Below are 23,450 nucleotides of genomic sequence, written 5' to 3' on the forward strand. Positions count from 1 at the left end.
CCCACCCCCCATGCGCAAAACCCTGAACTTCCTGTATGACGCCAGCGCCTGGCTAGCCGGCCTGTGCATGATTGTCCTGCTGGCCATGGTGGTTACTACCATTTTGGGGCGATTACTGGGTTTTCCCGTGGGGGGCATTGATTCCTATGCAGGGTATGCCATGGCGGGGGCTGGTTTTCTGGCGCTGGCCAGCACCCTGAAAAAAGGCGAACACATCCGTGTCACCCTGGTGTTGGGCATGCTGAAAGGCCAGCGTCGTCGCGGACTCGAACTGACGGCCTTATCGATCGCCGTGCTGCTGGCTGGTTTTCTGGCTTTTTACTCGGCACGTCTAGTCTGGCAATCATGGCTGTTCCAGGATATTTCCACCGGAATTGATGCCACCCCCATGTGGCTGCCTCAAACCTTGATGGCGACCGGCACCCTGGTTTTCTTCATTGCTTTTCTGGACGAATTTTTCCTGGAACTCCTGGGAAAAACTCGTCAGGACACACCAAAAGACCAGCACCATGAATGAAATTTCCACCAGTATTGCACTGATTGTCGTCCTGTTTGCCCTGCTGGGCGGTGGCGTCTGGGTGGGCCTGGCATTGGCTGGCGTGGCTTTGTTCGGCATGGAATTCTTTTCTGCCAGGCCAGCTGGCGACGCCATGGCGCTCACCATCTGGGGCAGCTCCAGCAGCTGGACGCTGACTGCTTTGCCACTATTTATCTGGATGGGCGAAATCCTATATCGCACCAACCTATCCGAAAACCTGTTTCGCGGCCTATCCCCTTGGGTCAACCGCCTGCCCGGTCGCCTGCTGCACACCAATGTGCTGGGCTGCACCTTATTTGCCTCGGTATCCGGCTCGTCTGCTGCCACCTGCGTGACCGTCGGCAAAATGAACCTGCCCGAACTCCGCAAACGTGGTTACCCGGATGCCCAGATCATAGGGTCTTTGGGCGGCCCCGCCACCCTGGGCCTGCTGATTCCCCCATCCATCATCCTGATCGTCTATGGCGTGGCCGCCGAAACCTCCATCGCCAAGCTTTTCATTGCCGGTGTCATCCCAGGGCTGCTGCTGGCCGCCTTGTTCAGCGGCTGGCTCATTGGCTGGGCCTTGCTGCACCCAGACCAGGTCCCTGAAATCACAGCCCGCATGGGGCTACGCGAAAAACTCCGCGAGTCCCGTCAGTTGATTCCGGTGGTGCTGCTGATTTTAAGCGTCATCGCCAGCATCTATACCGGTATCGCCACTGCCACCGAATCCGCCGCCATTGGTGTGCTGGGGGCTTTTGTGCTGTCCGCCTGGCAAAAATCCCTGACCTGGCAATCCTTCAAGGATTCTCTGTTGGGTGCCACCCGCCTGTACTGCATGATTGCCCTGATCCTGTCCGGGGCGGCCTTCATGACGCTGTCCATGGGATACATCGGGCTGCCACGTCAACTGGCGCAGTTTGTCGGCAGCCTGCAGCTATCGCCTGCCATGCTGATTATTGTGTTGGGTCTTTTCTACATCATGCTGGGCTGTTTTCTGGACGGGATCTCTACCATTGTGCTGACCATGGGGGTGGTGCTACCCATCATCCAAGCGGCCGGCATCGACCCGATCTGGTTTGGCATCTTTCTGGTAATCACCGTCGAAACCGCCCAGATCACCCCCCCGGTGGGCTTTAACCTATTCGTGCTGCAAAGCATGACTTCCAAGGAAATCACCTATATTGCGCGGGTCTGTGCCCCCTATTTCTGCCTGATGCTGCTATTGCTGGTGGCGTTGTGGTTTTTCCCCGAACTGGTCACCTGGCTGCCATCGCGCATGTAAGGCGCGCAGTCTTCGGCACACCCCATTTGTCCTGCGGACTATTTAGTGGAATGATCATGGTTTCACCTCCACATTCTTCTGCTGATGTCACACCATAAACCGCTATTACTGACCAGCCTGCTGTGCATGGCTGGCGTCATGCCACTGGCACATGCCCATATTTCCCTGCAAACCCCCAGCGCTGCGGTAGGCAGCAGCTATCAGGCGGTGCTGCGTATCGGCCATGGCTGCCAAGGGTCTGACACCACCCGCATCCGGGTGCGTATCCCCGACGGTGTACTGGCGGTAAAGCCCCAGCCCAAGGCGGGCTGGGTACTGACAGTGACCGACGGCCCCTATGCCCAACCCGAAACCCTGCACGGCGCCAGTATCGACCACGGCGTGCGCGAAATCGACTGGACGGGATCGCTGCCGGATGCTTATTTCGATGACTTCAGCTTTGTGGCAACCCTCTCGCCTTCTCTGAAACCCGGCGATACCCTGTATTTTCCCGTGGTGCAGGAATGCACCCAGGGCGTATCGCGCTGGATTGATACCAGCGGCAATAAGAAGGCCGACAATCCTGCCCCCAGTCTGAAACTCACTGCGCCGCAGCCCAAAGACGGGCACCATTCGCATTGAATATCCCACGCATTCTGCTGACTTGTCTGCTGGCCTGGGCCTGGATTCCCGCATCCTGGGGACATGCCGCCCTGGTGGCATCCGTCCCACAAAATGGGGCAATGCTGGTTCAGCCCCCCAATACGGTCCAGCTACACTTCAGCGAGCCGGTCAGCGCGACCGTGCTGCGGCTGATCGATCCAGCCGGACAGACCAGTGCGCTACAGCCCGGCCCAACGCAAGGCACGGATCTGCGCATTGCCCTGCCCGATCAGGCTGGCGACGGCACTTATTTACTGAGCTGGCGGGTAGTGTCTGCCGACGGCCATCCGATCGGCGGCACACTGGCCTACACCATCGGCGCAGGCTTGCCCAGTAACAATCCGGCTGGCGCACAGGCCGACAACCCGGCCCTGGACAGCACTGCCAGCACCCGACATTTTCTGATCTGGCTAAGTCGCTGGCTGGCTTATATATGCCTGTTCTTTGCCGTGGGCGCAGCCCTGTTCCGGGCGCTGTTTCCGGATATTCTTGGCCAAACATCCACACGGCAAGCACCGAAAAACACACAGGGGCCTGCAGTCCGGCATCACCGTCGCCGCGGGCCCAGCTATCCCATGCTGCTGGCAGGCGCATGCTTGATATTGCTGCCTTTCAGCCTGGCATTGCAAGGCCTGGACCTGCTGGCCGCACCCTGGGCGCAGGGCTTTTCAGCCGCTGTCTGGCGGCAAGCCGCGGCCAGCCCCTATGCCGTCACCCTGGGCTTGATGGCCCTGGCCCTGTTATTGGCAGCCTGCACCATGCACATACATCGCCGGGTCACCCTCAGGCGAACCAGCCTGATTTGCCTGATGCTGGCAGGCGCTGCCCTGGCCGTCAGCGGCCATGCCAGTACCGCGCCGCCCCAGTCCTGGGCCCGCACGGCGATCTTTTTACATGCCATTGCCGCCATGATCTGGATCGGCACGTTGGTGCCCCTGGCCCAGGCATTGCGGCCCGACAATCCCGTGGGAGCTTCCACCCTGGTCAATTATTCCCGCTGGATTCCCTGGGTCGTCGCACTGCTGGTCCTCAGCGGCATCGGCCTGATCTGGCTGCAGTTCCAGCGGCCCGCCGATCTATGGCAAACCGCCTACGGCCAAGTCCTGGCCGCCAAGCTGGGACTGGTGACCTTGCTGTTGTGTATCGCCGCCGTCAACCGCTGGAAGCTGACCAAACCAACACTGCAGGGCCTGCGCCCTGCCAGATTGCAGCTGCGGCGCAGCATCCAGCTGGAAATTGTGCTGGCAATCCTGATTCTGGCCATTGTGTCCTTATGGCGCTTTACCCCACCGCCGCGCAGCCTGGACCAGGCCGCCAGCCAGATTGCCAGTCTCGCACAGGATAAGCCCAGCTTCCCCGCGACCACCCTCAGCATCAGCCGCGTTGCCGCCCGGATCATCCCCGGCACGGACGGCTGGGCCATCCACCTGTCCCAGCCCGATGGTCAGCCCTTTACCGCCGAGGCCCTGACGCTGCTACTGAGCAACCCCACAGCGGGCATCGAAACCATTGAAACCCCGGCCAGCCAAAAAAATAGCGGGCTATGGACAGCCAATCCGCCTGCCCTGCCTGCCACCGGGCACTGGCTGATTGGCGTCCACATATTGGTGGACGATTTCGAGCAAATCAGCCTATCGGATTGATCGGGCCGACAATCTTGGCGCTACACTGGGCTTGGGCCGCTAGACATAAGGAAAGCCATGGATGCCACCTTGCTGATCGATCGCCGCACCCACGACCTGGGGGGTGGCTTCATCGTGGGCCGCGTATTGCCCTTTCGCAAACGCCGCATGGTCGGACCCTTTGTTTTTTTCGATCATATGGGTCCCCTGGAGCTGGCCGCTGGCATCCCGCGCGAACTGGACGTCAAGCCCCATCCGCATATTGGCCTGTCTACGGTCACCTATTTATATAGCGGCGCCATCACCCACCGCGACAGCCTGGGGTCGCTGCAGGAAATCCGGCCTGGCGCCGTCAACTGGATGACCGCAGGCCGTGGCATCACCCACAGCGAAAGGCTGGAATACGCCCGGGCGCACGGAGCCTCCATGCACGGCATCCAGGCCTGGGTGGCCCTGCCACGCGAGGACGAAGAATGCGCCCCCAGTTTCCACCACTACCACGGCGCTGAGCAACTGCCGGAATTCAACGAAGACGGCGTGCACGGACGCCTGATCGCCGGCGCCATCGACGGGCAGACGGCCCTGGTGAAAACCCATTCCCCGCTGTTCTATCTGCACTGGAACATGGCTGCGGACGCCCGCCGCAGCCTGGGCACCCAATACCCGGAGCGCGCCATTTATGTGGCCCAAGGCGCTATTGATGTCGACGGCCAGCCGCTGGCCGAAGGCCAGATGCTGGTCCTGCCGCCTGGCAAAGCAGCCCAGTTGACCGCCCACGAACCGGCCACGGTCATGCTGCTGGGCGGCGAACCCATCGGCGAACGCTATATTGACTGGAATTTCGTGTCCTCGTCCAAAGACCGGCTGGCACAAGCCCGCGAAGACTGGCGGGCTCAGCGCATGAAACTGCCCGTGGGGGATGACCAGGAGTTCATTGCTTTGCCGTCTTAAGCGCAAGGTTATGCTTGATTGCCCTGGGCAGTGCATCCATCCCAGTACCAAGCCAATAGGTCAAAACAGACGTTCTGCGTAGATGCCTTCTGGGAAAAATTGCGTCCAGGGATTGCCGCTTTCTGCCATGAACCGCGCATCCGGCTGTCTGCAAATAGCATTGACAGACGCCCAGAACGCATCATCCACCCCTGGCACCAAGGCACTGAGTTCTGCTGACAAACAAAACAGAGGCTTGTCATTCAGGCGATCGGCCAGCGCATCGGTTGCGTCTTTGTCCGGTAACTGGATGAAGGCACTGACTTGTGCACGCGCCTTCCATAAAGAATAATCAGGTTGAAGCACAAAGCCGGGCACTGTCGATCCCACCATAGCACCACTGAACAGGGCTTTCGGCAGGACGCCATTCTTATAAAAAGTCCCGGCCAACGCAGGCTTATGATCGCCATAGACAATCACGGCCAGCGGCCTGCCTTTGGCCTTGGCGGCTGCCTTGATGTCATGTAAGAACAAATTCATGTCGGCCATGGCTTCTGCAAACCTCTGTAGATAGTCGTGTTCACCAAAATCACCATCTCTGTTCGCATAGTCGCCATGCGTATGCATGGTGATCAAGTATAAAAATGAAGATTGAGAAGACGGTACTTGACGATAATGATCCAGAGCATTCTCATAAAGAATACCATCACCAGGATGCATATTGACCAACAACTTCCCACTAGGATCCATATCTTCTATAAATCTGGAATAGTTGAATCCAAATTTAGAATGGACTGTTTTTATTTTCCAAAAGCTACTTTTATAATTATTCATGCTGATCGTGTCATATCCAGCGCGAGCAAACCGATTGACCAGGGTATCGGCCTTATCCCTGAATCGATCAAAAAAATTCTGATAATCTATCCCCGGCAGCACTGCCGAAGACAAGCCTGTCAATACTTCAAACTCTGCTTCTGCTGTATTTCCACCATATACTGGACTGAGCATATAAAACGGCACCATCCCCTGATCAATCAACGACATCATGGGTGTTTTGAATCCATCATCAAAGGTCGTAAAACAGGACTCGCACAAGATCATCAATACATCAGGCTTGTCTGGATTCAGCATCGCAGGTGCAGCACGACGATAAAAGTCATGCGCCAACATCCGTGGCATTTTTACTGCTTCTGAGGTCATGACCAAATGAGCCAATGCACCGTTTATCCTGGCGTTGGCAGCCGGCACCCACGCGTAATAGCAAATATGCGATCGACACAGAAAATCTTTGGATATTTTTCCTGCATTACCATTGCTGAACATAAATACCCAGATCAATGCCAGCATGGGGACAGCCAGCGGAAGCCTGCCAAAAAACGGCTTCCAACCAGGTTCTCTGTAACGCCAGCCACAATATAAGCAGACAAGCAGCAGGCCCAGCGCAATATACAGCCCCACCGGAGCATAGCTGGTCAGCTGCATGGCCTGCCAAAATTCGATCAAGTCCCGCGCTGTCACGGGCTCACCCGCTTGACTGATTTTTACCTGATTCGCCTGCAGTAATAAAGATTCCAGCAGCAGACTGCTTAACGCCGCTGATACCGGATGAAGCAAGCAAGCCAGCAGTTGAAACAGAAGCAGGGAAAACAAGAATGGCATCAGAAATGACGCCGGATATCCAGAACCATCATCAAACAACAGTGGCAACAACACCCTGCCCAGCAGCAATAAAGCATAGGGCAGGAGCACAAAACACGAACGGATCAGTGATTCCCGATTCATAAAAACCGACCTACCAATGATTTCAATCTACTGCAAAGGCACCGCCAAATATGCCAAGCGGCGAATTTCCCGCCTGGCTCGTGCCAGAGAGTCCAGCACCACACCGACGGCAGCCAGCAATAAGCCCACCACACACAATCCTGTCACCAGCACCGCCGTGGGCAGGCGAGGCACCAGACCGCTATGGGCATAATCAATAAACAGTGGCACGGACAGGCCAACCCCCAGCAGGCACAACAACGCGCCTAGCAGGCCAAACAATATCAGGGGACGTTCCAGCATATACAAGCGCATAATCACTGCAAAAATCCGCAAGCCATCACGCCAAGTGGACAGCTTGCTGACCGAACCATTGGGTCGTGCACCATAGGGAGTTGGCATTTCTCCCCAGGGCATGGCCATTTCCAGGGCATGCACCGTCAGCTCGGTCTCGATCTCGAAACCTGCCGATTGCCCGGGAAAGGATTTCACATAGCGCCGGGAAAAAACCCGATAGCCCGATAGCATATCGCTGAACGAACCCCCAAAAATATGGCGCACAGATCCGGTCAGCAAGCGATTCCCCAGGCGGTGGCCCCGTCGATAGTTTTCCGCCTGCCCAGCATCGGATCGGCAGCCTACCAACATATCCAGATGCTGGTCGATCAAGGTCGCCAGCATGGCCGGCACACTGGCCGCATCGTAGGTCGCGTCGCCATCCACCATGATGTAGTAATCAGCCTCGATATCGGCGAACATACGGCGCACCACACTGCCTTTGCCGCGCTGTGCCACCCGGTGAACCTGGGCACCGGCAGCACGCGCTACGTCCACCGTGCTATCGTCCGATCCATTATCAAAGACATAAGCTTGGATATCGGGGATGGCTACCCTGAACTCATGCACCACCTGGGCCACGGTCAGTGCCTCGTTGTAGCAGGGGATCAGCAGGGCAATTCGGGGATTTGGTAGCATGGTCTGTTTTTTTAAAAAAGCCGAAGATAGTCCAGCGGGCATAAGTAAAAACTCAATCGAAATCAACAACGTCAATACAACATAAAGATGTTACATAATTTAAACGCAAAAAAGGCATTTTTTTCAGTACTCATTTTAATCATTATGGTGCTGGCGTTTAACATCTACCGCCAGGCTCCTACCTTGCTATCAGCGGAATTCAAAAACCCCGATAGCTATACTAGGCTAGTCCTGGTTCGCGACTGGCCAACTACCACCGATTACCAATATATGCCTCGGGACGGTGCGCCTGATGGCAGCTATCTGCATTGGTCCATGGCCCACACCTGGGTCATGCAGCACTTGGCCTGGGGGCTGCAATGGCTGGGTGTCCCATCAACACAAGCGCTGCTATGGGCAGGTGGTGGCCTGACCTTAGGCAGCTTGTTGCTATTAACTATCTTTTGCGCCATGGCCATCATCCAACTGGGCGGGCGGTTGGCCGCTCTAGCGACCGCACTGGCCCTGGTCACCAGCCAGGGTTTGATGTCCTATGCGCAACTATTGCAAATTACGCATCATATTTTTATGCTGATGCCAGTTGCGGTTGCCGTTTGGCTGATATTCAGTCAAAAAACAAATCCGATGCAAGCCAATCTCAGGCATTTCATTGCGGGCCTCTGCTTGGGGGCGGCCTTGTGGATTTCACCGGAAACCATGCCCTTAGTAGCCGCCATGGCGACCATCATGGCAGCCCGCCGACTGCAATTTTCCGATAGCGGCCACTGCTGGCCGCTGGCCGCTGGGATCGGTGCAATCACAGTCACCACCTGGTTGATTGACCCCCCACCGCCCGGTTTTTCGGCCTGGGCGCTGGACCATATCAGCCTGGCCTGGTTAGCCTGGGCAAGCGTACTGGCTATCCTGCTTTGCCTGACAGACAAGCTGGTCGCACATCGCCAGCGATCACTATCAGCCAGCGTCTTTATCCTGGCTCTGGCTGCAATCCTGGGTGGAAGCCTATGGCTTTTTGCAACACCTGGCGCCTTAGCGGGGCCGGCAGGCCTGCTGCCGCCTGAACTCAAAACGCTATGGTGGGACCATATCAAGGAACTCCAACCAGCCACAAAATTTTATCAATACTTATCCTGGGGTGGCCTGCCTGCAATCGCCGGGGTGCTGCTAATGATCCAAGCCTGGCGGCAACGCTGTCTATGGCAAGCGGTACTGGCCTGCACCGCGCTGGTATATGCAGCCATGGCCCTATGGCATCTGCGCATGGGGGCAGCCGCCAGCCTGGCAGGTGCGCTAGCCTGGGGAATCTGGTTATGCGGGCAACCGGTGTTTACCAGTGCGGAGCCCAATCAATTACCCGCAAAAGCCCAGTACCGGGCAGCAGCCATATTATTTGCCCCAGTACTGATCCTGCTCCTAACCCTGATCAGCATTGTGATCGAAAACAAAACCGACACTGACAGCCATTCCAATAAATCTGGCTGCAAGCTGGCCAATATTGCAGATGTCCTGAACAAAATCCCACCTGCCACCATCCTGATTACATTGAACAGCGCCCCGCAACTTCAATGGCTGACTCACCACCGCGTCATCGCTGGTAATTACCACCACAACACTCAGGGATTACTGGATTTTTATCATTTATGGCGCTCGACAGGTGATGACCAGGATGCGCAGGCCATTGCAAAAAAAAAGAAATATAACTTATCTGCTGGCCTGCAAAAACGAAACCGTGGCCAAAGGTGACTTCCTAGGATCGAGGGCAGAAAGAGGAGATCACATCACCTGGATGGAGTCACCGATTCGGATAGAAAACTGGTTGTTGTACAAAGTCACTCATTGAATAGACAGTTAGTGCACAAACAATGTCCTTTTCCAATTGACCAAAATCAACAAGACAAGATGCTATATCTACTTGATCAACCTGAGTTCTGTCAGCGCACCTGCAATCTGAGCAAAGGCTTCTGGCAATTTACTGGCATCTGAGACATCATAATAATTATCTCCAGAGGAGCAATTTTTCATGATGGATTTTTCCTTGACATCATTACTAAGGGTCAAAGTGAAAATACGAATTCCTTTTGCCTTAATATTGGAACACAATTGAGTCATGTAGTTATCCATGGCTGTTTTGGTAATAGCCTCTGTTCCAGGACTAGTGCCTGCCCATCCAATATCTGAATTTATTTTTGTGCAATTACTATTATAGTTAGATCCAGTGACATTATTTGGATTTAAAATTCTCAGTCCTGATACAGGACATTGATTAAAGGAACTCAAGCTACCAAGGCTTATTGTTTTACTTCCTTCATAAGTGTTATTACTTTGTTTATAAGCATAATTTAAACTAAACGCAGCGAATCCGCTGGAATACGCTTCGGATTGGCGCTTTACCACGCCGCTTGGCGCATTGTCTCCATCACTAAGCAGAACAATTACTTTATTTAATTTATCCGTATTGTAGTCGCGCGGCAGGCCTTCATTGCCCCATCCGCCTGTGCCTCGCCACGAGGGATCCAGCATACGCCAAGCCCAAATCAAACCCATACCAACATTAGTACCACCATAGCTTTGCATAGCATCCACAGACGAGCGTAAATATCCATGATCAAGCTCATCCTCTGTTCCAATAAAAAACTTGATATTGGATCTTGCACAGTACTGAGGCTCCAATGAAAAGCGGGTTCTGACTACTGGATTACTACCACTGACAAATTCAGCATTTATTCTACGGTCTTTGTCTTTATCCGAGGGTGCGCCAAATCCAACGCCAGAAGAATAATTATCATTAAAAACTAGACTTTGATTGCCACTGAGACCAAAGCTGCTTTTTCCATAATCAACACTATAGATAGAAACCAATGGTTGAAACCCAGCTGTCGGGGTCAAGGCAGCAGCAGGCAAACGATTATTTGCAGTCCAATTTCCTTCAGGCTCAACAATACAACCCGACCAATTTCTAGACACGTAATTTTCTTGATCAGGAAAACGGTTCAGCCACCCAGTCATCCAGGATTTCGCTGTGGGTATTGCAGACACATTAACCACATCGTTAAATGGCACCAGACCAATAAAAGCACCACGCACTTCGTCATCATCCACGTCCACATAGTCTCCTGCTCCTGCAGCAGCGGCATCCATCACTGTTTTAATCAAATCCTTAGTGGAGGTCTTCAGTACTTGCATCCGAGACTTACCCCCGCCCGCACCCTCATCCATCGATCCAGAATTATCCAGAGCAAGCACCAACTCCAGATCATTGCGTACTTTACGGCGAGCCTCGTTGGTTACCGCAATAGGCCAAGAAGGCTGTTTGAAATACCCCATGCTTAACAGCGGCAAGTTGGTGCTTACGCTCATGGCAACACGCTGAGCAGTGCGGAAATTAGTATTTTCAGCCTTGTCTTCCATGTAATTTATTTTTAGATCATCACAGGTCAAATTCAAACCCATGAAGCCTGAAGGCATATTTGCCATAAAATAATTACACGCATCCTGCTGCCAAATCAAATTCTGATCGGGGTCATTGGGGTTAAGGATTGCCAGCTTGCGACCAGCCGAAATGACCGTAGTGTCCAATGCACTTTGCATTTTAGCCTGTGCTACATTGTGCCTAACCATGTCAACAGCAAACAAGGAACTAGCCAATATGACGGCAAACGATAAAATGCTGATAATAGCAACAGCACCACGCTCATCATGCCGAAAATCACGTATAAAATTATTAATTTTTTGCATAAAGGCACCCATATTTTTGCCAATTACAATAAATAACACTAAATATTAATTATGAAAAAACGCTACAGCGTTGATAATTATTTAAATTATTGCAAAGCATTGAGATCATCAAAACGCGGACGGTAAAATGACGCCGCTCTAAGCGTTCTTGGACCACCTAAAGCCTGCCAGTATCTCGAACTGATCACGAAAGGCTCAAATGTCTGGAATACCTCAACAATGACTATGGTATCGTTATCATTGGGCGCAGGTGTTTCAGTGCCTGTGTATTCTTGTTTGAAGTTTACACAAGCACCTGATCCATCACAGCGCTTTCCCCATTCAGGCATTGTTTTCCATACGGTCTTGGTCTGCTTATTTTGACCTGATCCTGTTGTTATATTTTCAGTTTTCAATAAACGAATTTGTAAACTACCCCCATTTTGGTAGTCTACAGGCCGCATCAAATCAGGCATTAGTGCACCATAGGTACACACATGGTCCGATAAATTACAAGGGCCACCATCGAATAAATCTTGCTGCATGGACACGCCATCTGCTACTGAAAACGCCGCGCGTGTCATCAGAGCATCCGTACGAAAATACTGATAGAGCTCGACTACCCCCATGGCAAAAAATACCATCAAAGGCAATACAATGGCCGCTTCCACAGCGGCAATTCCATGGTCGGCACGAAAAAAATGACGGATATTCATGGTTCATTTTGCACGATAACAGTGCGTTCAAAGCGAAAGAAATCCAAACCCATCAAGGAAATCAGCCCTGTCAGGCCTGGGCGTTCAAAGCCTAATCTAAAAACCACCATATCTCCCGCATTTCCCAAATCGCAGATGATTTTGTCCTTATAATCCGGATCATTAATATCTTTGAAGCTATTATCTATCCCAGGTTTATAAACCTTTGCATCCGCATGCAGATTTTTCGCATCTGTCCAGATTGACAATGCATCTTCCATGATATTCATGACCCACTGGCGACAATCATCGTCCTCTAGCTTGACCTCATTCAGCTCTAAGACCTTGGCCTGCCTAACTACCCGACTGGCTGCGCGATCCAGGGTAGCATCCGCAATCAGCATGACGGCAACTTCCAAGCTGAGAAATATCACGATGAAAATCAAGGGCGCAACAATGGCGAATTCTAGCGCAGTAACACCTTTTTGATTGCGCCACAATCGGCGAGCGCTTATACGGATTCGGTTCATGCTTACCCTTTGAATCAATTATTTTTGATGGGTCCGCAAATAGCGATAAAACGCTAAATTGTCTTGTACCTGACCCCTGGACTGATAGCTAAGCAGGATATTTTCAGCGGTATCTTCACGGCCCAGCAAGCCATAGGCCAAAGCTAGATTATCCCGCCTTTGGGGCAAGCCATGATTGACCCCATCGTATCCCAGCAATACATTCACAGCTTCTCGTGGTTTTCCATCCAGGGCCAAAGACAGGCCCAAATTAGTACGCAATATTTCGTTACCACTATGTTTTCCCAAGCCCTTTCGATAGGTTTCTTGGGCCAAGCCTCGTTGGCCAGATAAATCATAAGCAACCCCCAGCCCTGATAGCACCAGGGGGTCGTCAGGGCTATCGACCAACATAGCCTGATATTGCAGGATCGCCTGATCCAGATTACGTACACGAATATCCACACGCGCCAGAGCTAACCGCGCCTCAAGCAAGCCCGGACTAAGCTGCAGAGCCCGGTTATAACTTGCCCGCGCCGCGGCATAATCTGCAGACAGGAAATGGGCATCTCCCAACCCTACCCAAACATCAACATTTTTTGGATGCGTTTTGCTTAATTCACTATATAAGGACAAAGCAACAGGAACATCTCCGCTTTGCAAGGCACTGGCAGCAATACGCAACTCGCCAGCAGCCAACGCAGTAGTGTCTTGCAAGGTATCAATAGGCCGAACCACTGTTTGCGGAGCAGAACATGCTGCCAGCAAGAGCACCGAAGCCCAAATCAAAGATTTCTTAATCAGTATCAGCATCGCAATCCCATCTTTATCCAGAGCCGGTTATTGGCCGGAAAAAAACCGCATCAAGTTAATTACAGCCGGGCCAGCCCCCACAATAATCACCGTTGGCAAAATAAACAGCATCATGGGGATCGTCATTTTTACAGCTAGTTTGGCTGCGGCTTCTTCCAGTCGCATCATTCGTGCTGTGCGTTCAGTTTTGGCCAGTATTCTTAAGGCCTGTGTGATTGCTGTTCCATATTTTCGAGCCTGAATTAAAGTGCTGACAAAAATACGGATGCCTTCCAAGTTTGTTCGACTAGCCAAGCCATTTAAGACGAATTCTGTATCGCTACTTAGTTTTAGCTGCGAGGCGGTTAATTTAAATTCATCCGCCAACGCCGGAGCAACCGTTTGCATTTCGATCGCTGTCCGGCTAAGGGTTGCATTTAAACCCAAACCCGCATTGGTACAGATGACCATTAAATCCAGAGCATCCGGCAATGCCTGACGGATAGCTTCCTGACGCCGCTTGACTTGATAATCCAGCACCAGGCGCGGAAAAAGGCTACCCAGGTAGGCAGCCACGATCATGCCCATGGTCCAGACTGTCTTGCCATACTGATCCAGGTAAGCCCCCCCAAACCAGGCCATCAAGCCCAACCCAGCCACCACACTGGCTACCGTTAAACCCAAAAGCACCAGCATGGCCTGATCCGAGCGATAGCCCGCTGAAACTAGTTTATTGCTGGACTCCAGCCGCTGCGCTGAGTTTAATAAAGGCAAGGCCCTGCCAAGGCGCAATAAGAACTTCATCCCCTGGCTCTGGATGTGCTGAACTGTTTTTTGCTCTACAACGGCAGACCCCTGCCGAGCAATTTCGGTCTTGATGCGGTCGCGCAAGCGCTGCCTGCGATTGGATCGTGCATACAAATACAGCACAACGCCCAAAAGAACCAGCACAAGTAATAAAGCAGACATCCACTGGTAAGAGTCTTCCATGGTCTATATTTTAATATCTGATATTTTTTGAATCAGGAAAATACCCACTATCAGCATACCTCCAACCACCCATAGCAGGGTATGCCCCGTTTTAGTCAAGAACAGAGTTTCAATATACTTTGGGTTAGATGCATACAAGACTCCTACGATAACAAATGGAATCGCAGATAATAGGCGACCAGAAAACCGACCCTCCGCGGTTAAGGCTTTGGCCTTTAGCTGCAAATCTCGCCGTGCACGGATAATCCCTGAAAGATTTTCCAGAGCTTCTGCAATCGATCCTCCCGATTCGCGCTGCAGCAGCACACAAACAGAAAAAAAGGTAAAGTCCGGCAATAGAATGCGTTGTACCGATTTATCCAACACATCTTGTAAATCTTCGCCCAACAACAAGCCATTACCTATCCGCAGGAACTCTGGCCCCAATGGAGCTTTAAACTGCAGACCCACCTGACGCAAGGCCTGAGTAATTGGTATCCCAGCCTGACTGGATCGGACAATCATATCCATTGCTTCGGGCATCTGAATAAGAAACTTCTTGTTGAAACGGCTTAATAAAAACCGATATAACCAAATACCAACCAGCAATGGCATCCCGAAAACAGCCATCCCGGCCACCCACAGGCCGCCTGGCAAGACCCCTGACATGACCAGGGCCACACCAGCCAGCCCCATTACCAGCAAGACCGACAAAAAATTTCTGACCCCATGGCTACCGGTAACCGTATCCAAGCGATTCAAGTAATAGCCCAGACTACCCAGGGACTCACGGCGGCGACGACGATGGGATTCAGTTCGGGCACGGCTCAAGTCCCGGGCAACTGCCTGGTTGTTTTTGCTCCCTCCAGATCGATCCCGGATCGATTCCAGACGCTGGCGGATCTGATGCCTTGGCCGACGCCGCAGGACATCCAGGGCCAACAACACGGCCAAGCCCAACAGGATCACCAGCAAAAAAAAGGCCAACGTAATGACATCAGCAGTGCTCATGGACGCATCGCCTCGATTAGTGCATTTTCCATCCCGAAATACCGTGCTCGATCCGCGAAAATGGGCCGCAGGCCTGTACTATCAAAAGACCCCCGGACTTCCTCGTCAAAGGAGCTGGCATCATAACTAAAGTGAAACAGATCTTGTGTCACGATAACATCGCCTTCCATGCCAGCAACTTCGGCAATGCTGGTGACCTTACGGGTGCCGTCGCGCATGCGTTCAACCTGAATGATCAGATTTACCGCACTGGCAATCTGGCGACGGATGGTAAACAAGGGCAAATTACCATTGGCCATCATGACCATGCTTTCAAGGCGGCTTAAGGCATCTCGCGGGCTGTTGGAGTGCAGCGTGGTCATGGACCCGTCGTGTCCCGTATTCATCGCCTGCAACACATCCAAGGCCTCTTGCCCACGGGTCTCGCCCAGAATAATACGATCGGGCCGCATCCGCAGCGCATTGCGCACCAGATCTCCCTGAGTAACCTGGCCTGTCCCTTCCAGGTTGGGAAGGCGGGTTTCCAAGCGCACAACATGGGGTTGCTGCAACTGCAATTCGGCAGCATCTTCGATGGTGACGATACGTTCGTGCGCTGAAATATGCCGTGACAATGCATTAAGCAAGGTGGTCTTACCCGACCCTGTCCCCCCCGATACCACCATATTCATCCGGCAGGCAGCAGCAATTTCCAGCACCCGCGACATGGCCCCCGACAAACTGCCTCGGGCAGCCAGCCGGGCCAGGGTAAGGTCCCTGCGCGAAAACTTACGGATGGAAATCGACGCACCGTCAATGGCCAATGGTGGCAGAACGACGTTGACCCGACTACCATCCTGCAAGCGGGCATCAACCATGGGGCTGGTTTCGTCCACCCGACGGCCCACCGTAGAAGCAATACGCTGCGCCACATTGATGACATGCGCATTGTCGCGAAACTTAAGCGGGGTGAGTTCGAGTTTGCCATAGCGCTCGACAAAGACCTGATCAGGTCCATTCACCATGATGTCAGTCACGCTATCGTCCTGCAGCAATGGCTCGATGGGCCCCACGCCAAACATATCGTGCAGGATTTCCTGCCCCATCAGACGCTGCTCAGACAAGGTAACAGGCAAGTTTTCTGTGCGCACCGTATCCCGGATGATGGCATCAACTTCACGCTGCACGGTCTCATGCTTTTGATCGGCGGCCTTAGCTGCATCAATCGAACTGAATACCGTACGGCGAATGCGCCCATAATGTTCAGAACGCACGACAGACTGGTTAAAATGTGCGGCAGATTGCGACGATAGACCCGCAACATCCGCCCCCGGAGGGGCGGGATCAAGCGCTATCTCTGGATATTCAGGCAAATTATCAGTAAGCAACTGACCAGACTGCAAAGCATGATTTGGCTTGGCATCCAGTAGTGTCTCGGGCTGTTCGACACCCAGCTGCACCGTAGACACAGCTGGCGCAGCAGGTCTGCGTCCAAAGCTCATTTTTTACCTTTAGCGATCCGCTTCCACCAAGGCTCTGCTTGTTGAACAGTTGCTTCACCGGTAACCAAACCTGCCAAGGCCTGAATCCCGTGACTGAATTCACAACTGTCCGGCAAGGCTTGGCCTAGATTTTCCGCCAGTGAAGGGCCTTTTGCATCATGAACAATAGTGGCCCGGATTGAATGGCCAGTCACCTCTTGGAAATCAGCATCCTGCACTTGATTGCGCACAGGTGCCCAAGGATGATTGAGAACGGCCAAGACAGTGGGCGGATTGGGCCGCGATTCAATGTGGCGCGTCAAACGGGATAAAGTACGAGCCGAATGGACAGAAGGGTCAGCCAATAAACAAACAATATTGGTACGAGTCAAAATGCTTTCAACCAAGCCACCCGTGCGAGTCGGAACATCGACCACTACATAATGAAAGTACTGACTAAGTGCATCCAGCAGCTGACTTAATGCATCAGGTGCAGGAATATATTCGTCCGAATAGTCCATTTCAGCCGCTAATACATAAAAATCCGGACTGATCTCAGCGAGGGAACGTTCCAGGTACTGGTGATCCAAACGACTGATATTGTTCAGCACATCAACCAGTCCCCCCCCCTCCTGGGCGCCCCAAGAGCCCTGGTCCGCAGCCATCATGTAAATTTAAATCCAAGTAAACCACGCGGCGACGGATGCCTCCTTGTCCCAGGATACGTGCCAGATGCGCCGCCACGGTCGTGGTGCCTACTCCACCTCGGGTGCCCATCACCGCCACGCATTTTCCATAACGGCCCTGGCGAACACTGCTGGATTTATCCTGTACCAAAAACCGTCGCACCAGATCAGCATTCAAGGGCTTGACCAGATAGTCCTGCACCCCGCGTTCCAGCAAACTGCGGTACAGGCCAACATCATTGCGTTCACCCACCACGTAAACCAGCACAGAAGGGTCACAGGCATCTGCCAATCGGGCTAAATCATCCAGCGCTCTGGTCGACGCTGAAATATCCACTAATAAGCGCTGTGGCGATTTTTCTTGTTTGACCAACCATGCAATCGCGGCATCCACCCCGCCCTTATCTACATGAATATCAGTCACTACATCGGCTTGCAAGACGCCTCGCACTTCTTGTAAGCTGGCATCATCATGTAAAAATGCCACAAACGAATACAAGCGACTGATGTCTTTGGCTTTGGTAATGCTGGTGACCATTACGTATCCCTTTAGCTTCCAGACATGCTTGTGGTGTTGGATTTCTGAATTGGTGTCGTTTTGTTTTCGCGATAGCGCGTCACAGCAGAAGCCGCTGCATCAGGCTGATGCCCAGCATAGGGATTTGGCGCAACCAGATCACGGGGCCGAGCAACACTATTGGCTAAATTGGTATAAGTGGCGCAACCAAAAGCCAGCTTTGCACGATTATCAAATGGCCCACGCAAGGCATCCTGATGCAAACTGGCGCACTGCGGCGGAATAGCCACCCATTGGCCGTTTTCTAGCTGCACCTTAATGACATCGGCATCCGGAACCAGGTGATAGTCGCGATCTGGAAAAGCGCAGGCCGACAAAGCCAACACCGCGCCGGCAACCACCAAAACCCTTAGTGATGGGATAATAAAAACCATGCCAACCCCTTAATAAACAAACCCTGCTGCCCCGCTTAAGCGCGGTACAGTGCTTTGCAAGGGATCGTAGCCCATGCGCTGACTCAATAAAAATTCGATATCACTGCTGGCCCGCATACTGGCCACCGGATTGGTCAGTTGATCCGGACTGGTTGGGCGCACCAGATAAGGGGTAACAATAATCACCAATTCGCTTTTATGATTTTTATAATTGGTTGAAGAAAACAACTTACCCAGCACGGGAATGCTACCCAGTCCAGGGATTTTATCAACCAAATCAGAAATATTATTTTGCAATAGCCCGCCAATCGCAAAACTTTGGCCGCTGGCCATTTCGACCGTCGTTTCTGCTCGCCGGACTCGAATCCCGGGAATGGCCAAACCATCCACCAAAATGCTAGCGGACGGATCCAGTTCGCTGATTTCAGGCCGTACTTTCAGGCTGATCCGATCATCAGATAAAACAGTAGGCGTAAAATCCAGAGACACCCCAAAAGGCTTGAACTCGATGCTCATGGTGTCCTTGTCCTGCTTGACGGGGATAGGAAACTCGCCTCCCGCCAAAAAACTGGCGGTCTGCCCCGAGACCGCAGTCAAATTGGGTTCAGCCAATACCGTCAGCAGGTTTTCGCGGTCCAACACATCGATCATGGCCTGGGCTGGTGCGCCAGACTTGGAGTATCCACCCAAAAACGAATACCCTTCGCCCGCCCCAATATAGCCACCAGCGCTATCCACAAAGCTGCGCCCGCTGATCAAGCCCGTCACAAATTGCCCGGGGGTGGCCACCACATTCCAGTTAATCCCCAGCTTTTGAGTAATAGCCTTGGACATCTCCGTCACCCGCACGCGCAAATACACCTGTGTCGGGCTATCTACATGAATACGATTAATCAACTGGTCTTTTTCACCCAAGTAAGGCTGGATCGTGCGAGCGATCGCTTCGGTGACCTCGGCACTGGGGGCCGAACCCGACACCATCAAAGATCCCGGCGCAGACTCCAACGACAGCCGCAGGGCTGGAAACCGCTGAGTCAGGATTTGCTGCAGTTCAGTCAGATTATGGCGCACCACGATGGATTCGCGCAGAATGCGCTTGCCGTCTGCATCCAAGGCATACAGCGTGGTTGTACCTGCCCGCTTGCCTACCACCAGGACAGACAGATTGCTGCCAGATTGCGCAGGCGGCACTTGGACATCAGCAATATTGGGATCGGCCACAAAGACAGTGCGAGCGTCTTTCATGGTTAAGACATCCCCGGCCCCGACAGCCAGATTCAGGGCCTGCGCTGCCGTTGATACCCCAAGCAAAGCCAGACACAGCAGTAAACCAGCCCGGATCGGTCGACCTGACTGAATAGGCGAATTGATGCAAACCATCAGTGACGGGCTCCGTTATTTTGGACGATATTGGACAATGCGGCATTAGCCGAAGAGTTTTGGAGTATTTCCTGAGGCTGTCCCCCTAGCACAAAAGAGGAATCTGAAGGAGCTGTCGGGAACGTATTGAGTGGCATTGCTTGTTGATCGGTTCCTCGGACCACCGTGACATAAGTAGGCTGGCGAACGCTGGCGATCGCGTCATTCACTAGACCAGTGATCGGGGAGTCATTGGCGGCAGTGGCTTGCTGAGCTTCTGCACTCGCGTTTTGACGCGCACGAGAGACGTCATTACCCCAAATAGGGCCGGTTTCGCCCACCTGCTGGTGATTGTCCCAGGCCACCACGGCAGCATCCGAGCCCTGTGCAGAAATCGTTGTATCTGTCCTGGCAAAGCTGCGTAGGGCCAAGGACAGGCTGCCCAGTTCTGAAGCAACTGTAATCGCTTCAGCAATCCGGGGCGGGGCTTCGAAGGTCACGGTATTGGCCCGGATCGGGTTGGTTTTGTCACTACCCCGCTTAAAGCTGGACCCCACAGCAATGATACGCGCCTGCTGGACAACAGTTTCACTGACCACCTGCTTATGATTGCCGCCAAAATCCCCACGGCCACCCAATTGTTGGGTCAAGATGATGTCTACATAATCCCCAGGCTGAATCAATCCGGCGTTACCTGACACGCTATTGACAGGCACCGAAACCGCCACCGTGCCTGGCCGCAATGCAGCCGCCAGAAAACCAGGGGCATCGGACTGGATGACATCATCAATTTTTAAGACTGCGCCGGAATCTACCTGGTGACGCAACAGTGCTCCCACCAATCCGGATGGGTCAGTTCCTTCGGTCAGCGCATTTTTTGGGACTTTGGATTCTGGTACCTGCTGCCAGGATAAATCGGAATCGCGCAATAACAGGCCAGCGGGCAAGTCTGCCGCCGCCACACGAATGCGCACCAGCGAATCGGATATTTGCTTTGGTGTCAGGCTACTAATATAAAAAATCCGTGCACCAATGGCCAAGATAATCGCAGCCAGTAAGATCAATAAAAACTTAAACACCGACGACATAGGCTATTGTATCCCCAGGATTTTAAAATGCTGCCACAACACATATAAACAGCCCGCAGCCAATGCAACACCATAGGGCACGCCTTTTTGAGCCGAGATCGCCCCCAAAAGACCAGCCCCAGGGCGACCACCTATCCGCTGGGCACAGCGGCGATCTGCCAACCAACCCAATATGGCCAACACACCGCCACCCCAGGCAACAATCATGGTTAAAGGCCAAGTCAAGTCGGGGCCCGCCCACAGATAGACGACGGCACCCAGCTTAACATCCCCACCGCCCATGGCACCCAGCACATACAAGGCGAACATGAATACAAATGCCAGCAGGCCGATCAGCAAGTGCCAAGCAATTGCTTGGGCACTTAGCCCATCAGCCCACCAAGCCCCAGCGGCATAAAAAATGAACAATAAGCACAAAGCCAGCACCCAGGCATTGGGTAAACGCCTGCCGTACAAATCGTAAGCAGCCAGAACCAAGGTTACTGCACCAGCTGCTATAACAAGCACAGCAAAGAATACCGGCAATTTTATCTTTTAAAAATATATATCGATTCAATCAAGCATTGACGCAATGCAAGACAATATGAGCATATGGGAACAATTATGAGCCTGAAGCATTTTCTGCCACGTTCAACCCATTCTGTGCTGCGTCGAATAAATTCGTGATGCTATTACCGAACCCGGAAACACCCGCAGCCACCGCCACAATCACCACGGCAGCCAAAATCGCGTATTCAATCGCCGACACGCCGCGCGCATCGTCTTTAAGGTTTTGAAAAGCAACATGCAGCTTACGGCAGAAATTCGTGTACATAAAAACTCCGAATAATTCATATTAAAAAAATAGAGCAGCACTGTTGGCTTATACCCCCAGTAACCCCATTAGTTGCAGTCAAATGTAGCAGAAAAGATCAAAGCCCCTAAAATTAAATCGGGCTCGCATAGCAAATCGGCATAACTCTGAGAAAAGCTAATTTTTCTATGCATATTTTGCATAATTGGTTATGTAGGAACAGATCTAAGCTACCACGGCGTTGGGCCAATACAACGAAGCACCGACGATCTACCTCTGTTTACGCCCAGCAATGCCTCACCTTTAGTTGCCTCAGCAGCAGCTACAATCATGGACTACCCCAGCATAGTCACGACCTTAGCTTCTTTTCGGCCACCTTCGCCCATGCCTCCTAGTCGCCTGCGCCGTTTGCTCCCCCTGTTCCTGCTCCCCCTGTTAAGCGCCTGTACCCCGCGAGCGCCTTCTTTCTTCATGATGGGCTCTTACTTCCCATCCTGGCTGATCGGCATTGCCCTGGGCATTCCCCTGGCCGCCGGGGTGCGGCTCTTATTCATCCGGGCAGGGATTGACGACCACCTGCCCTTGCGCCTGTTCATCTATGCCTGCCTGGCCATTATTTTTGCCCTGGTGTTTTCTTTTTTATTTTCCCCACGATGAGCCGCCCATCCAAGAAACCATTGGCCATTTCCCTGGCCGTGCTGATCGTCGGTACCGCCGCGCTGCTGGCCTGGCTGACCTGGCGTCATTTGGTTGCCCAGCCTATTTCCACAGACGCGTCCCTGTCCGCCGATGTCATCCACATGAGCGCCAGTGTGCCGGGTACCCTGCACACCCTGAATATCCAGGAAGGCAGCCGGGTGCAGGCGGGGGATCTGTTGTTTACGTTGGACGAACATAGTTACCGGCTGCGGGTCCAGCAGGCCAACGCCGAACTGGCCATGGCCCAGGCAGCACTGACGACCCGCACACGTATGATGCGCGCCGAACAGGCCAACGCCCACATCGCCCAGCAACAGATCACCCGCGCCCAGGCCAATCTGGATCTGGCGCAACGCACCGCCAATCGCCTGCGGCCGCTGGCCGCCAAGGGCTTTGCCCCCCAGCAAGAAATAGACACGGCCGAAACAGCAGTGCGCGATGCCCGCATCAGCTTGGCCCAGGCGCAGTCGCAGGCCGACGCCGCCCAGGAACTGATCGTCGAACTCGAAGCCGCCCAGGCGGCGGTCCAGCTTGCCCAGGCGACGGTGGCGCTAGCGGACAAAGCGCTGGCGGACACCCAGGTATACGCCCCGGCCAACGGACTGGTAGTGGGATTGACCGTCTCCCCCGGCGAACACCTGGCCCCGGACCAGTCTTTGTTTACCCTGATCAACACCGATGTCTGGTACGCCACGGCTTTTTATCGCGAAACCGACTTGCCTCATATCCAGGAGGGCGATTGCGCAGTGGTTTATGCCCTGATGGCACCGGACGAAACCCTGACTGGCCGGGTGGCCAGCGTGGGCTGGGGGGTCATCAGCAGCGATGCCATTCAGTTGCCGCGATCCATGCCGCTGGTCCAAAAATCCCTGAACTGGGTACGCGTGGCCCAACGGTTTCCGGTGCGGGTACGGCTGGATAATCCACCGGCTTCGCTGATGCGGGTCGGGGCCTCGGCCACCGTCATGGTGCGCCCCGGCCAAGGCTGCTAG

The 23,450-nt window shown here is 53.3% G+C and carries 24 protein-coding genes; 8 read left to right on the top strand and 16 right to left on the bottom strand.

The window, feature by feature from the left end; translation table 11 throughout:
* Positions 1 to 10: 10 nt before the first annotated feature.
* From VDP81_RS04020 to VDP81_RS04040, 5 genes are all read left to right on the top strand, one after another.
* Complete coding sequence (locus tag VDP81_RS04020) at positions 11 to 517, top strand: TRAP transporter small permease (RefSeq protein WP_323011626.1); 507 nt, start codon at positions 11 to 13, stop codon at positions 515 to 517.
* Complete coding sequence (locus tag VDP81_RS04025; protein WP_323011627.1) at positions 510 to 1,805, top strand: TRAP transporter large permease subunit; 1,296 nt, start codon at positions 510 to 512, stop codon at positions 1,803 to 1,805. The genes VDP81_RS04020 and VDP81_RS04025 overlap by 8 nt, the downstream gene beginning before the upstream one ends.
* An 84-nt stretch (positions 1,806 to 1,889) precedes the next feature.
* Positions 1,890 to 2,426, top strand: a complete 537-nt coding sequence (locus VDP81_RS04030; RefSeq protein ID WP_323011628.1) for a YcnI family protein — start codon at positions 1,890 to 1,892, stop codon at positions 2,424 to 2,426.
* Positions 2,423 to 4,090: a copper resistance CopC/CopD family protein gene (locus VDP81_RS04035; protein ID WP_323011629.1), complete on the top strand. Its 1,668-nt coding sequence runs from the start codon at positions 2,423 to 2,425 to the stop codon at positions 4,088 to 4,090. Before VDP81_RS04030 ends, VDP81_RS04035 begins: the two co-directional genes overlap by 4 nt.
* A 57-nt stretch (positions 4,091 to 4,147) precedes the next feature.
* Entirely contained in the window at positions 4,148 to 5,020 is an 873-nt protein-coding gene (locus VDP81_RS04040; RefSeq protein WP_323011630.1) for a pirin family protein, read from the top strand.
* Between the two features lie 60 nt (positions 5,021 to 5,080).
* Here the strand turns inward: VDP81_RS04040 and VDP81_RS04045 are convergent, their stop codons facing one another.
* Positions 5,081 to 6,781: an LTA synthase family protein gene (locus VDP81_RS04045; protein WP_323011631.1), complete on the bottom strand. Its 1,701-nt coding sequence runs from the start codon at positions 6,779 to 6,781 to the stop codon at positions 5,081 to 5,083.
* 27 nt (positions 6,782 to 6,808) lie between these two features.
* Positions 6,809 to 7,735, bottom strand: coding sequence for a glycosyltransferase family 2 protein (locus VDP81_RS04050; RefSeq protein WP_323011632.1), 927 nt, complete (start codon positions 7,733 to 7,735; stop codon positions 6,809 to 6,811).
* 315 nt (positions 7,736 to 8,050) lie between these two features.
* Here VDP81_RS04050 and VDP81_RS04055 point away from each other — a divergent pair, with 315 nt between their 5' ends.
* Positions 8,051 to 9,475 (top strand): hypothetical protein, encoded by a 1,425-nt coding sequence (locus tag VDP81_RS04055; RefSeq protein WP_323011633.1) that lies wholly within the window; start codon positions 8,051 to 8,053, stop codon positions 9,473 to 9,475.
* A 165-nt stretch (positions 9,476 to 9,640) separates the two neighbouring features.
* On the opposite strand, the gene VDP81_RS04060 is transcribed toward VDP81_RS04055, so the two are convergent.
* The 14 genes from VDP81_RS04060 to VDP81_RS04125 form a co-directional block, all read right to left on the bottom strand.
* Positions 9,641 to 11,479: a hypothetical protein gene (locus VDP81_RS04060; protein ID WP_323011634.1), complete on the bottom strand. Its 1,839-nt coding sequence runs from the start codon at positions 11,477 to 11,479 to the stop codon at positions 9,641 to 9,643.
* A 74-nt stretch (positions 11,480 to 11,553) separates the two neighbouring features.
* Positions 11,554 to 12,162 carry a TadE family protein gene (locus VDP81_RS04065; RefSeq protein ID WP_323011635.1) on the bottom strand — a complete coding sequence of 203 codons (609 nt, stop codon included), beginning with the start codon at positions 12,160 to 12,162 and terminating at the stop codon, positions 11,554 to 11,556.
* Positions 12,159 to 12,671: a TadE/TadG family type IV pilus assembly protein gene (locus VDP81_RS04070; protein WP_323011636.1), complete on the bottom strand. Its 513-nt coding sequence runs from the start codon at positions 12,669 to 12,671 to the stop codon at positions 12,159 to 12,161. Before VDP81_RS04070 ends, VDP81_RS04065 begins: the two co-directional genes overlap by 4 nt.
* A gap of 18 nt (positions 12,672 to 12,689) precedes the next feature.
* Positions 12,690 to 13,463, bottom strand: a complete 774-nt coding sequence (locus tag VDP81_RS04075; RefSeq protein WP_323011637.1) for a tetratricopeptide repeat protein — start codon at positions 13,461 to 13,463, stop codon at positions 12,690 to 12,692.
* Positions 13,464 to 13,490: 27 nt separating this feature from the next.
* Positions 13,491 to 14,432: a type II secretion system F family protein gene (locus VDP81_RS04080; protein ID WP_323011638.1), complete on the bottom strand. Its 942-nt coding sequence runs from the start codon at positions 14,430 to 14,432 to the stop codon at positions 13,491 to 13,493.
* Between the two features lie 3 nt (positions 14,433 to 14,435).
* Positions 14,436 to 15,422, bottom strand: coding sequence for a type II secretion system F family protein (locus VDP81_RS04085; protein WP_323011639.1), 987 nt, complete (start codon positions 15,420 to 15,422; stop codon positions 14,436 to 14,438).
* On the bottom strand, positions 15,419 to 16,675 hold the full coding sequence (locus VDP81_RS04090) for a CpaF family protein (RefSeq protein WP_416233204.1): 1,257 nt from the start codon (positions 16,673 to 16,675) through the stop codon (positions 15,419 to 15,421). Before VDP81_RS04090 ends, VDP81_RS04085 begins: the two co-directional genes overlap by 4 nt.
* 224 nt (positions 16,676 to 16,899) lie before the next feature.
* Entirely contained in the window at positions 16,900 to 17,550 is a 651-nt protein-coding gene (locus tag VDP81_RS04095; protein ID WP_323011641.1) for a hypothetical protein, read from the bottom strand.
* Positions 17,495 to 18,106, bottom strand: coding sequence for a hypothetical protein (locus VDP81_RS04100; protein ID WP_323011642.1), 612 nt, complete (start codon positions 18,104 to 18,106; stop codon positions 17,495 to 17,497). The genes VDP81_RS04095 and VDP81_RS04100 overlap by 56 nt, the downstream gene beginning before the upstream one ends.
* An 11-nt stretch (positions 18,107 to 18,117) precedes the next feature.
* Positions 18,118 to 18,519: a CpaD family pilus assembly lipoprotein gene (locus VDP81_RS04105; protein WP_323011643.1), complete on the bottom strand. Its 402-nt coding sequence runs from the start codon at positions 18,517 to 18,519 to the stop codon at positions 18,118 to 18,120.
* Positions 18,520 to 18,528: 9 nt separating this feature from the next.
* Entirely contained in the window at positions 18,529 to 19,899 is a 1,371-nt protein-coding gene (locus tag VDP81_RS04110) for a type II and III secretion system protein family protein (protein WP_323011644.1), read from the bottom strand.
* Positions 19,899 to 20,966 carry a Flp pilus assembly protein CpaB gene (gene cpaB / locus VDP81_RS04115; RefSeq protein ID WP_323011645.1) on the bottom strand — a complete coding sequence of 356 codons (1,068 nt, stop codon included), beginning with the start codon at positions 20,964 to 20,966 and terminating at the stop codon, positions 19,899 to 19,901. Before cpaB ends, VDP81_RS04110 begins: the two co-directional genes overlap by 1 nt.
* 3 nt (positions 20,967 to 20,969) lie before the next feature.
* Complete coding sequence (locus tag VDP81_RS04120; RefSeq protein WP_323011646.1) at positions 20,970 to 21,443, bottom strand: A24 family peptidase; 474 nt, start codon at positions 21,441 to 21,443, stop codon at positions 20,970 to 20,972.
* Between the two features lie 124 nt (positions 21,444 to 21,567).
* Positions 21,568 to 21,780: a Flp family type IVb pilin gene (locus tag VDP81_RS04125; protein ID WP_323011647.1), complete on the bottom strand. Its 213-nt coding sequence runs from the start codon at positions 21,778 to 21,780 to the stop codon at positions 21,568 to 21,570.
* A gap of 450 nt (positions 21,781 to 22,230) precedes the next feature.
* Between VDP81_RS04125 and VDP81_RS04130 the strand changes: the two genes are divergently transcribed.
* Positions 22,231 to 22,416: a YtcA family lipoprotein gene (locus tag VDP81_RS04130; RefSeq protein ID WP_416233205.1), complete on the top strand. Its 186-nt coding sequence runs from the start codon at positions 22,231 to 22,233 to the stop codon at positions 22,414 to 22,416.
* Positions 22,413 to 23,450: a multidrug transporter subunit MdtN gene (gene mdtN / locus VDP81_RS04135; RefSeq protein ID WP_323011649.1), complete on the top strand. Its 1,038-nt coding sequence runs from the start codon at positions 22,413 to 22,415 to the stop codon at positions 23,448 to 23,450. Before VDP81_RS04130 ends, mdtN begins: the two co-directional genes overlap by 4 nt.

The sequence above is a fragment of the Castellaniella sp. genome, from assembly GCF_034675845.1.
In the GTDB taxonomy this organism is placed as follows: Bacteria; Pseudomonadota; Gammaproteobacteria; order Burkholderiales; family Burkholderiaceae_B; genus Castellaniella.

Excerpts from the sequence above, each read along its gene's own strand:
- VDP81_RS04020 (WP_323011626.1), top strand. The coding sequence starts at position 11 with ATGCGCAAAACCCTGAACTTCCTGTATGACGCCAGCGCCTGGCTAGCC.
- VDP81_RS04040 (WP_323011630.1), top strand. The coding sequence starts at position 4,148 with ATGGATGCCACCTTGCTGATCGATCGCCGCACCCACGACCTGGGGGGT.
- mdtN (WP_323011649.1), top strand. The coding sequence starts at position 22,413 with ATGAGCCGCCCATCCAAGAAACCATTGGCCATTTCCCTGGCCGTGCTG.
- VDP81_RS04025 (WP_323011627.1), top strand. The coding sequence starts at position 510 with ATGAATGAAATTTCCACCAGTATTGCACTGATTGTCGTCCTGTTTGCC.
- VDP81_RS04125 (WP_323011647.1), bottom strand. The coding sequence starts at position 21,780 with ATGTACACGAATTTCTGCCGTAAGCTGCATGTTGCTTTTCAAAACCTT.
- VDP81_RS04080 (WP_323011638.1), bottom strand. The coding sequence starts at position 14,432 with ATGGAAGACTCTTACCAGTGGATGTCTGCTTTATTACTTGTGCTGGTT.
- VDP81_RS04050 (WP_323011632.1), bottom strand. The coding sequence starts at position 7,735 with ATGCTACCAAATCCCCGAATTGCCCTGCTGATCCCCTGCTACAACGAG.
- VDP81_RS04100 (WP_323011642.1), bottom strand. The coding sequence starts at position 18,106 with ATGGTCACCAGCATTACCAAAGCCAAAGACATCAGTCGCTTGTATTCG.
- VDP81_RS04130 (WP_416233205.1), top strand. The coding sequence starts at position 22,231 with ATGATGGGCTCTTACTTCCCATCCTGGCTGATCGGCATTGCCCTGGGC.
- VDP81_RS04060 (WP_323011634.1), bottom strand. The coding sequence starts at position 11,479 with ATGGGTGCCTTTATGCAAAAAATTAATAATTTTATACGTGATTTTCGG.
- VDP81_RS04085 (WP_323011639.1), bottom strand. The coding sequence starts at position 15,422 with ATGAGCACTGCTGATGTCATTACGTTGGCCTTTTTTTTGCTGGTGATC.
- VDP81_RS04065 (WP_323011635.1), bottom strand. The coding sequence starts at position 12,162 with ATGAATATCCGTCATTTTTTTCGTGCCGACCATGGAATTGCCGCTGTG.
- VDP81_RS04105 (WP_323011643.1), bottom strand. The coding sequence starts at position 18,519 with ATGGTTTTTATTATCCCATCACTAAGGGTTTTGGTGGTTGCCGGCGCG.
- VDP81_RS04045 (WP_323011631.1), bottom strand. The coding sequence starts at position 6,781 with ATGAATCGGGAATCACTGATCCGTTCGTGTTTTGTGCTCCTGCCCTAT.
- VDP81_RS04055 (WP_323011633.1), top strand. The coding sequence starts at position 8,051 with ATGGCCCACACCTGGGTCATGCAGCACTTGGCCTGGGGGCTGCAATGG.
- VDP81_RS04110 (WP_323011644.1), bottom strand. The coding sequence starts at position 19,899 with ATGGTTTGCATCAATTCGCCTATTCAGTCAGGTCGACCGATCCGGGCT.
- VDP81_RS04030 (WP_323011628.1), top strand. The coding sequence starts at position 1,890 with ATGTCACACCATAAACCGCTATTACTGACCAGCCTGCTGTGCATGGCT.
- VDP81_RS04070 (WP_323011636.1), bottom strand. The coding sequence starts at position 12,671 with ATGAACCGAATCCGTATAAGCGCTCGCCGATTGTGGCGCAATCAAAAA.
- VDP81_RS04075 (WP_323011637.1), bottom strand. The coding sequence starts at position 13,463 with ATGCTGATACTGATTAAGAAATCTTTGATTTGGGCTTCGGTGCTCTTG.
- VDP81_RS04095 (WP_323011641.1), bottom strand. The coding sequence starts at position 17,550 with ATGATGGCTGCGGACCAGGGCTCTTGGGGCGCCCAGGAGGGGGGGGGA.
- cpaB (WP_323011645.1), bottom strand. The coding sequence starts at position 20,966 with ATGTCGTCGGTGTTTAAGTTTTTATTGATCTTACTGGCTGCGATTATC.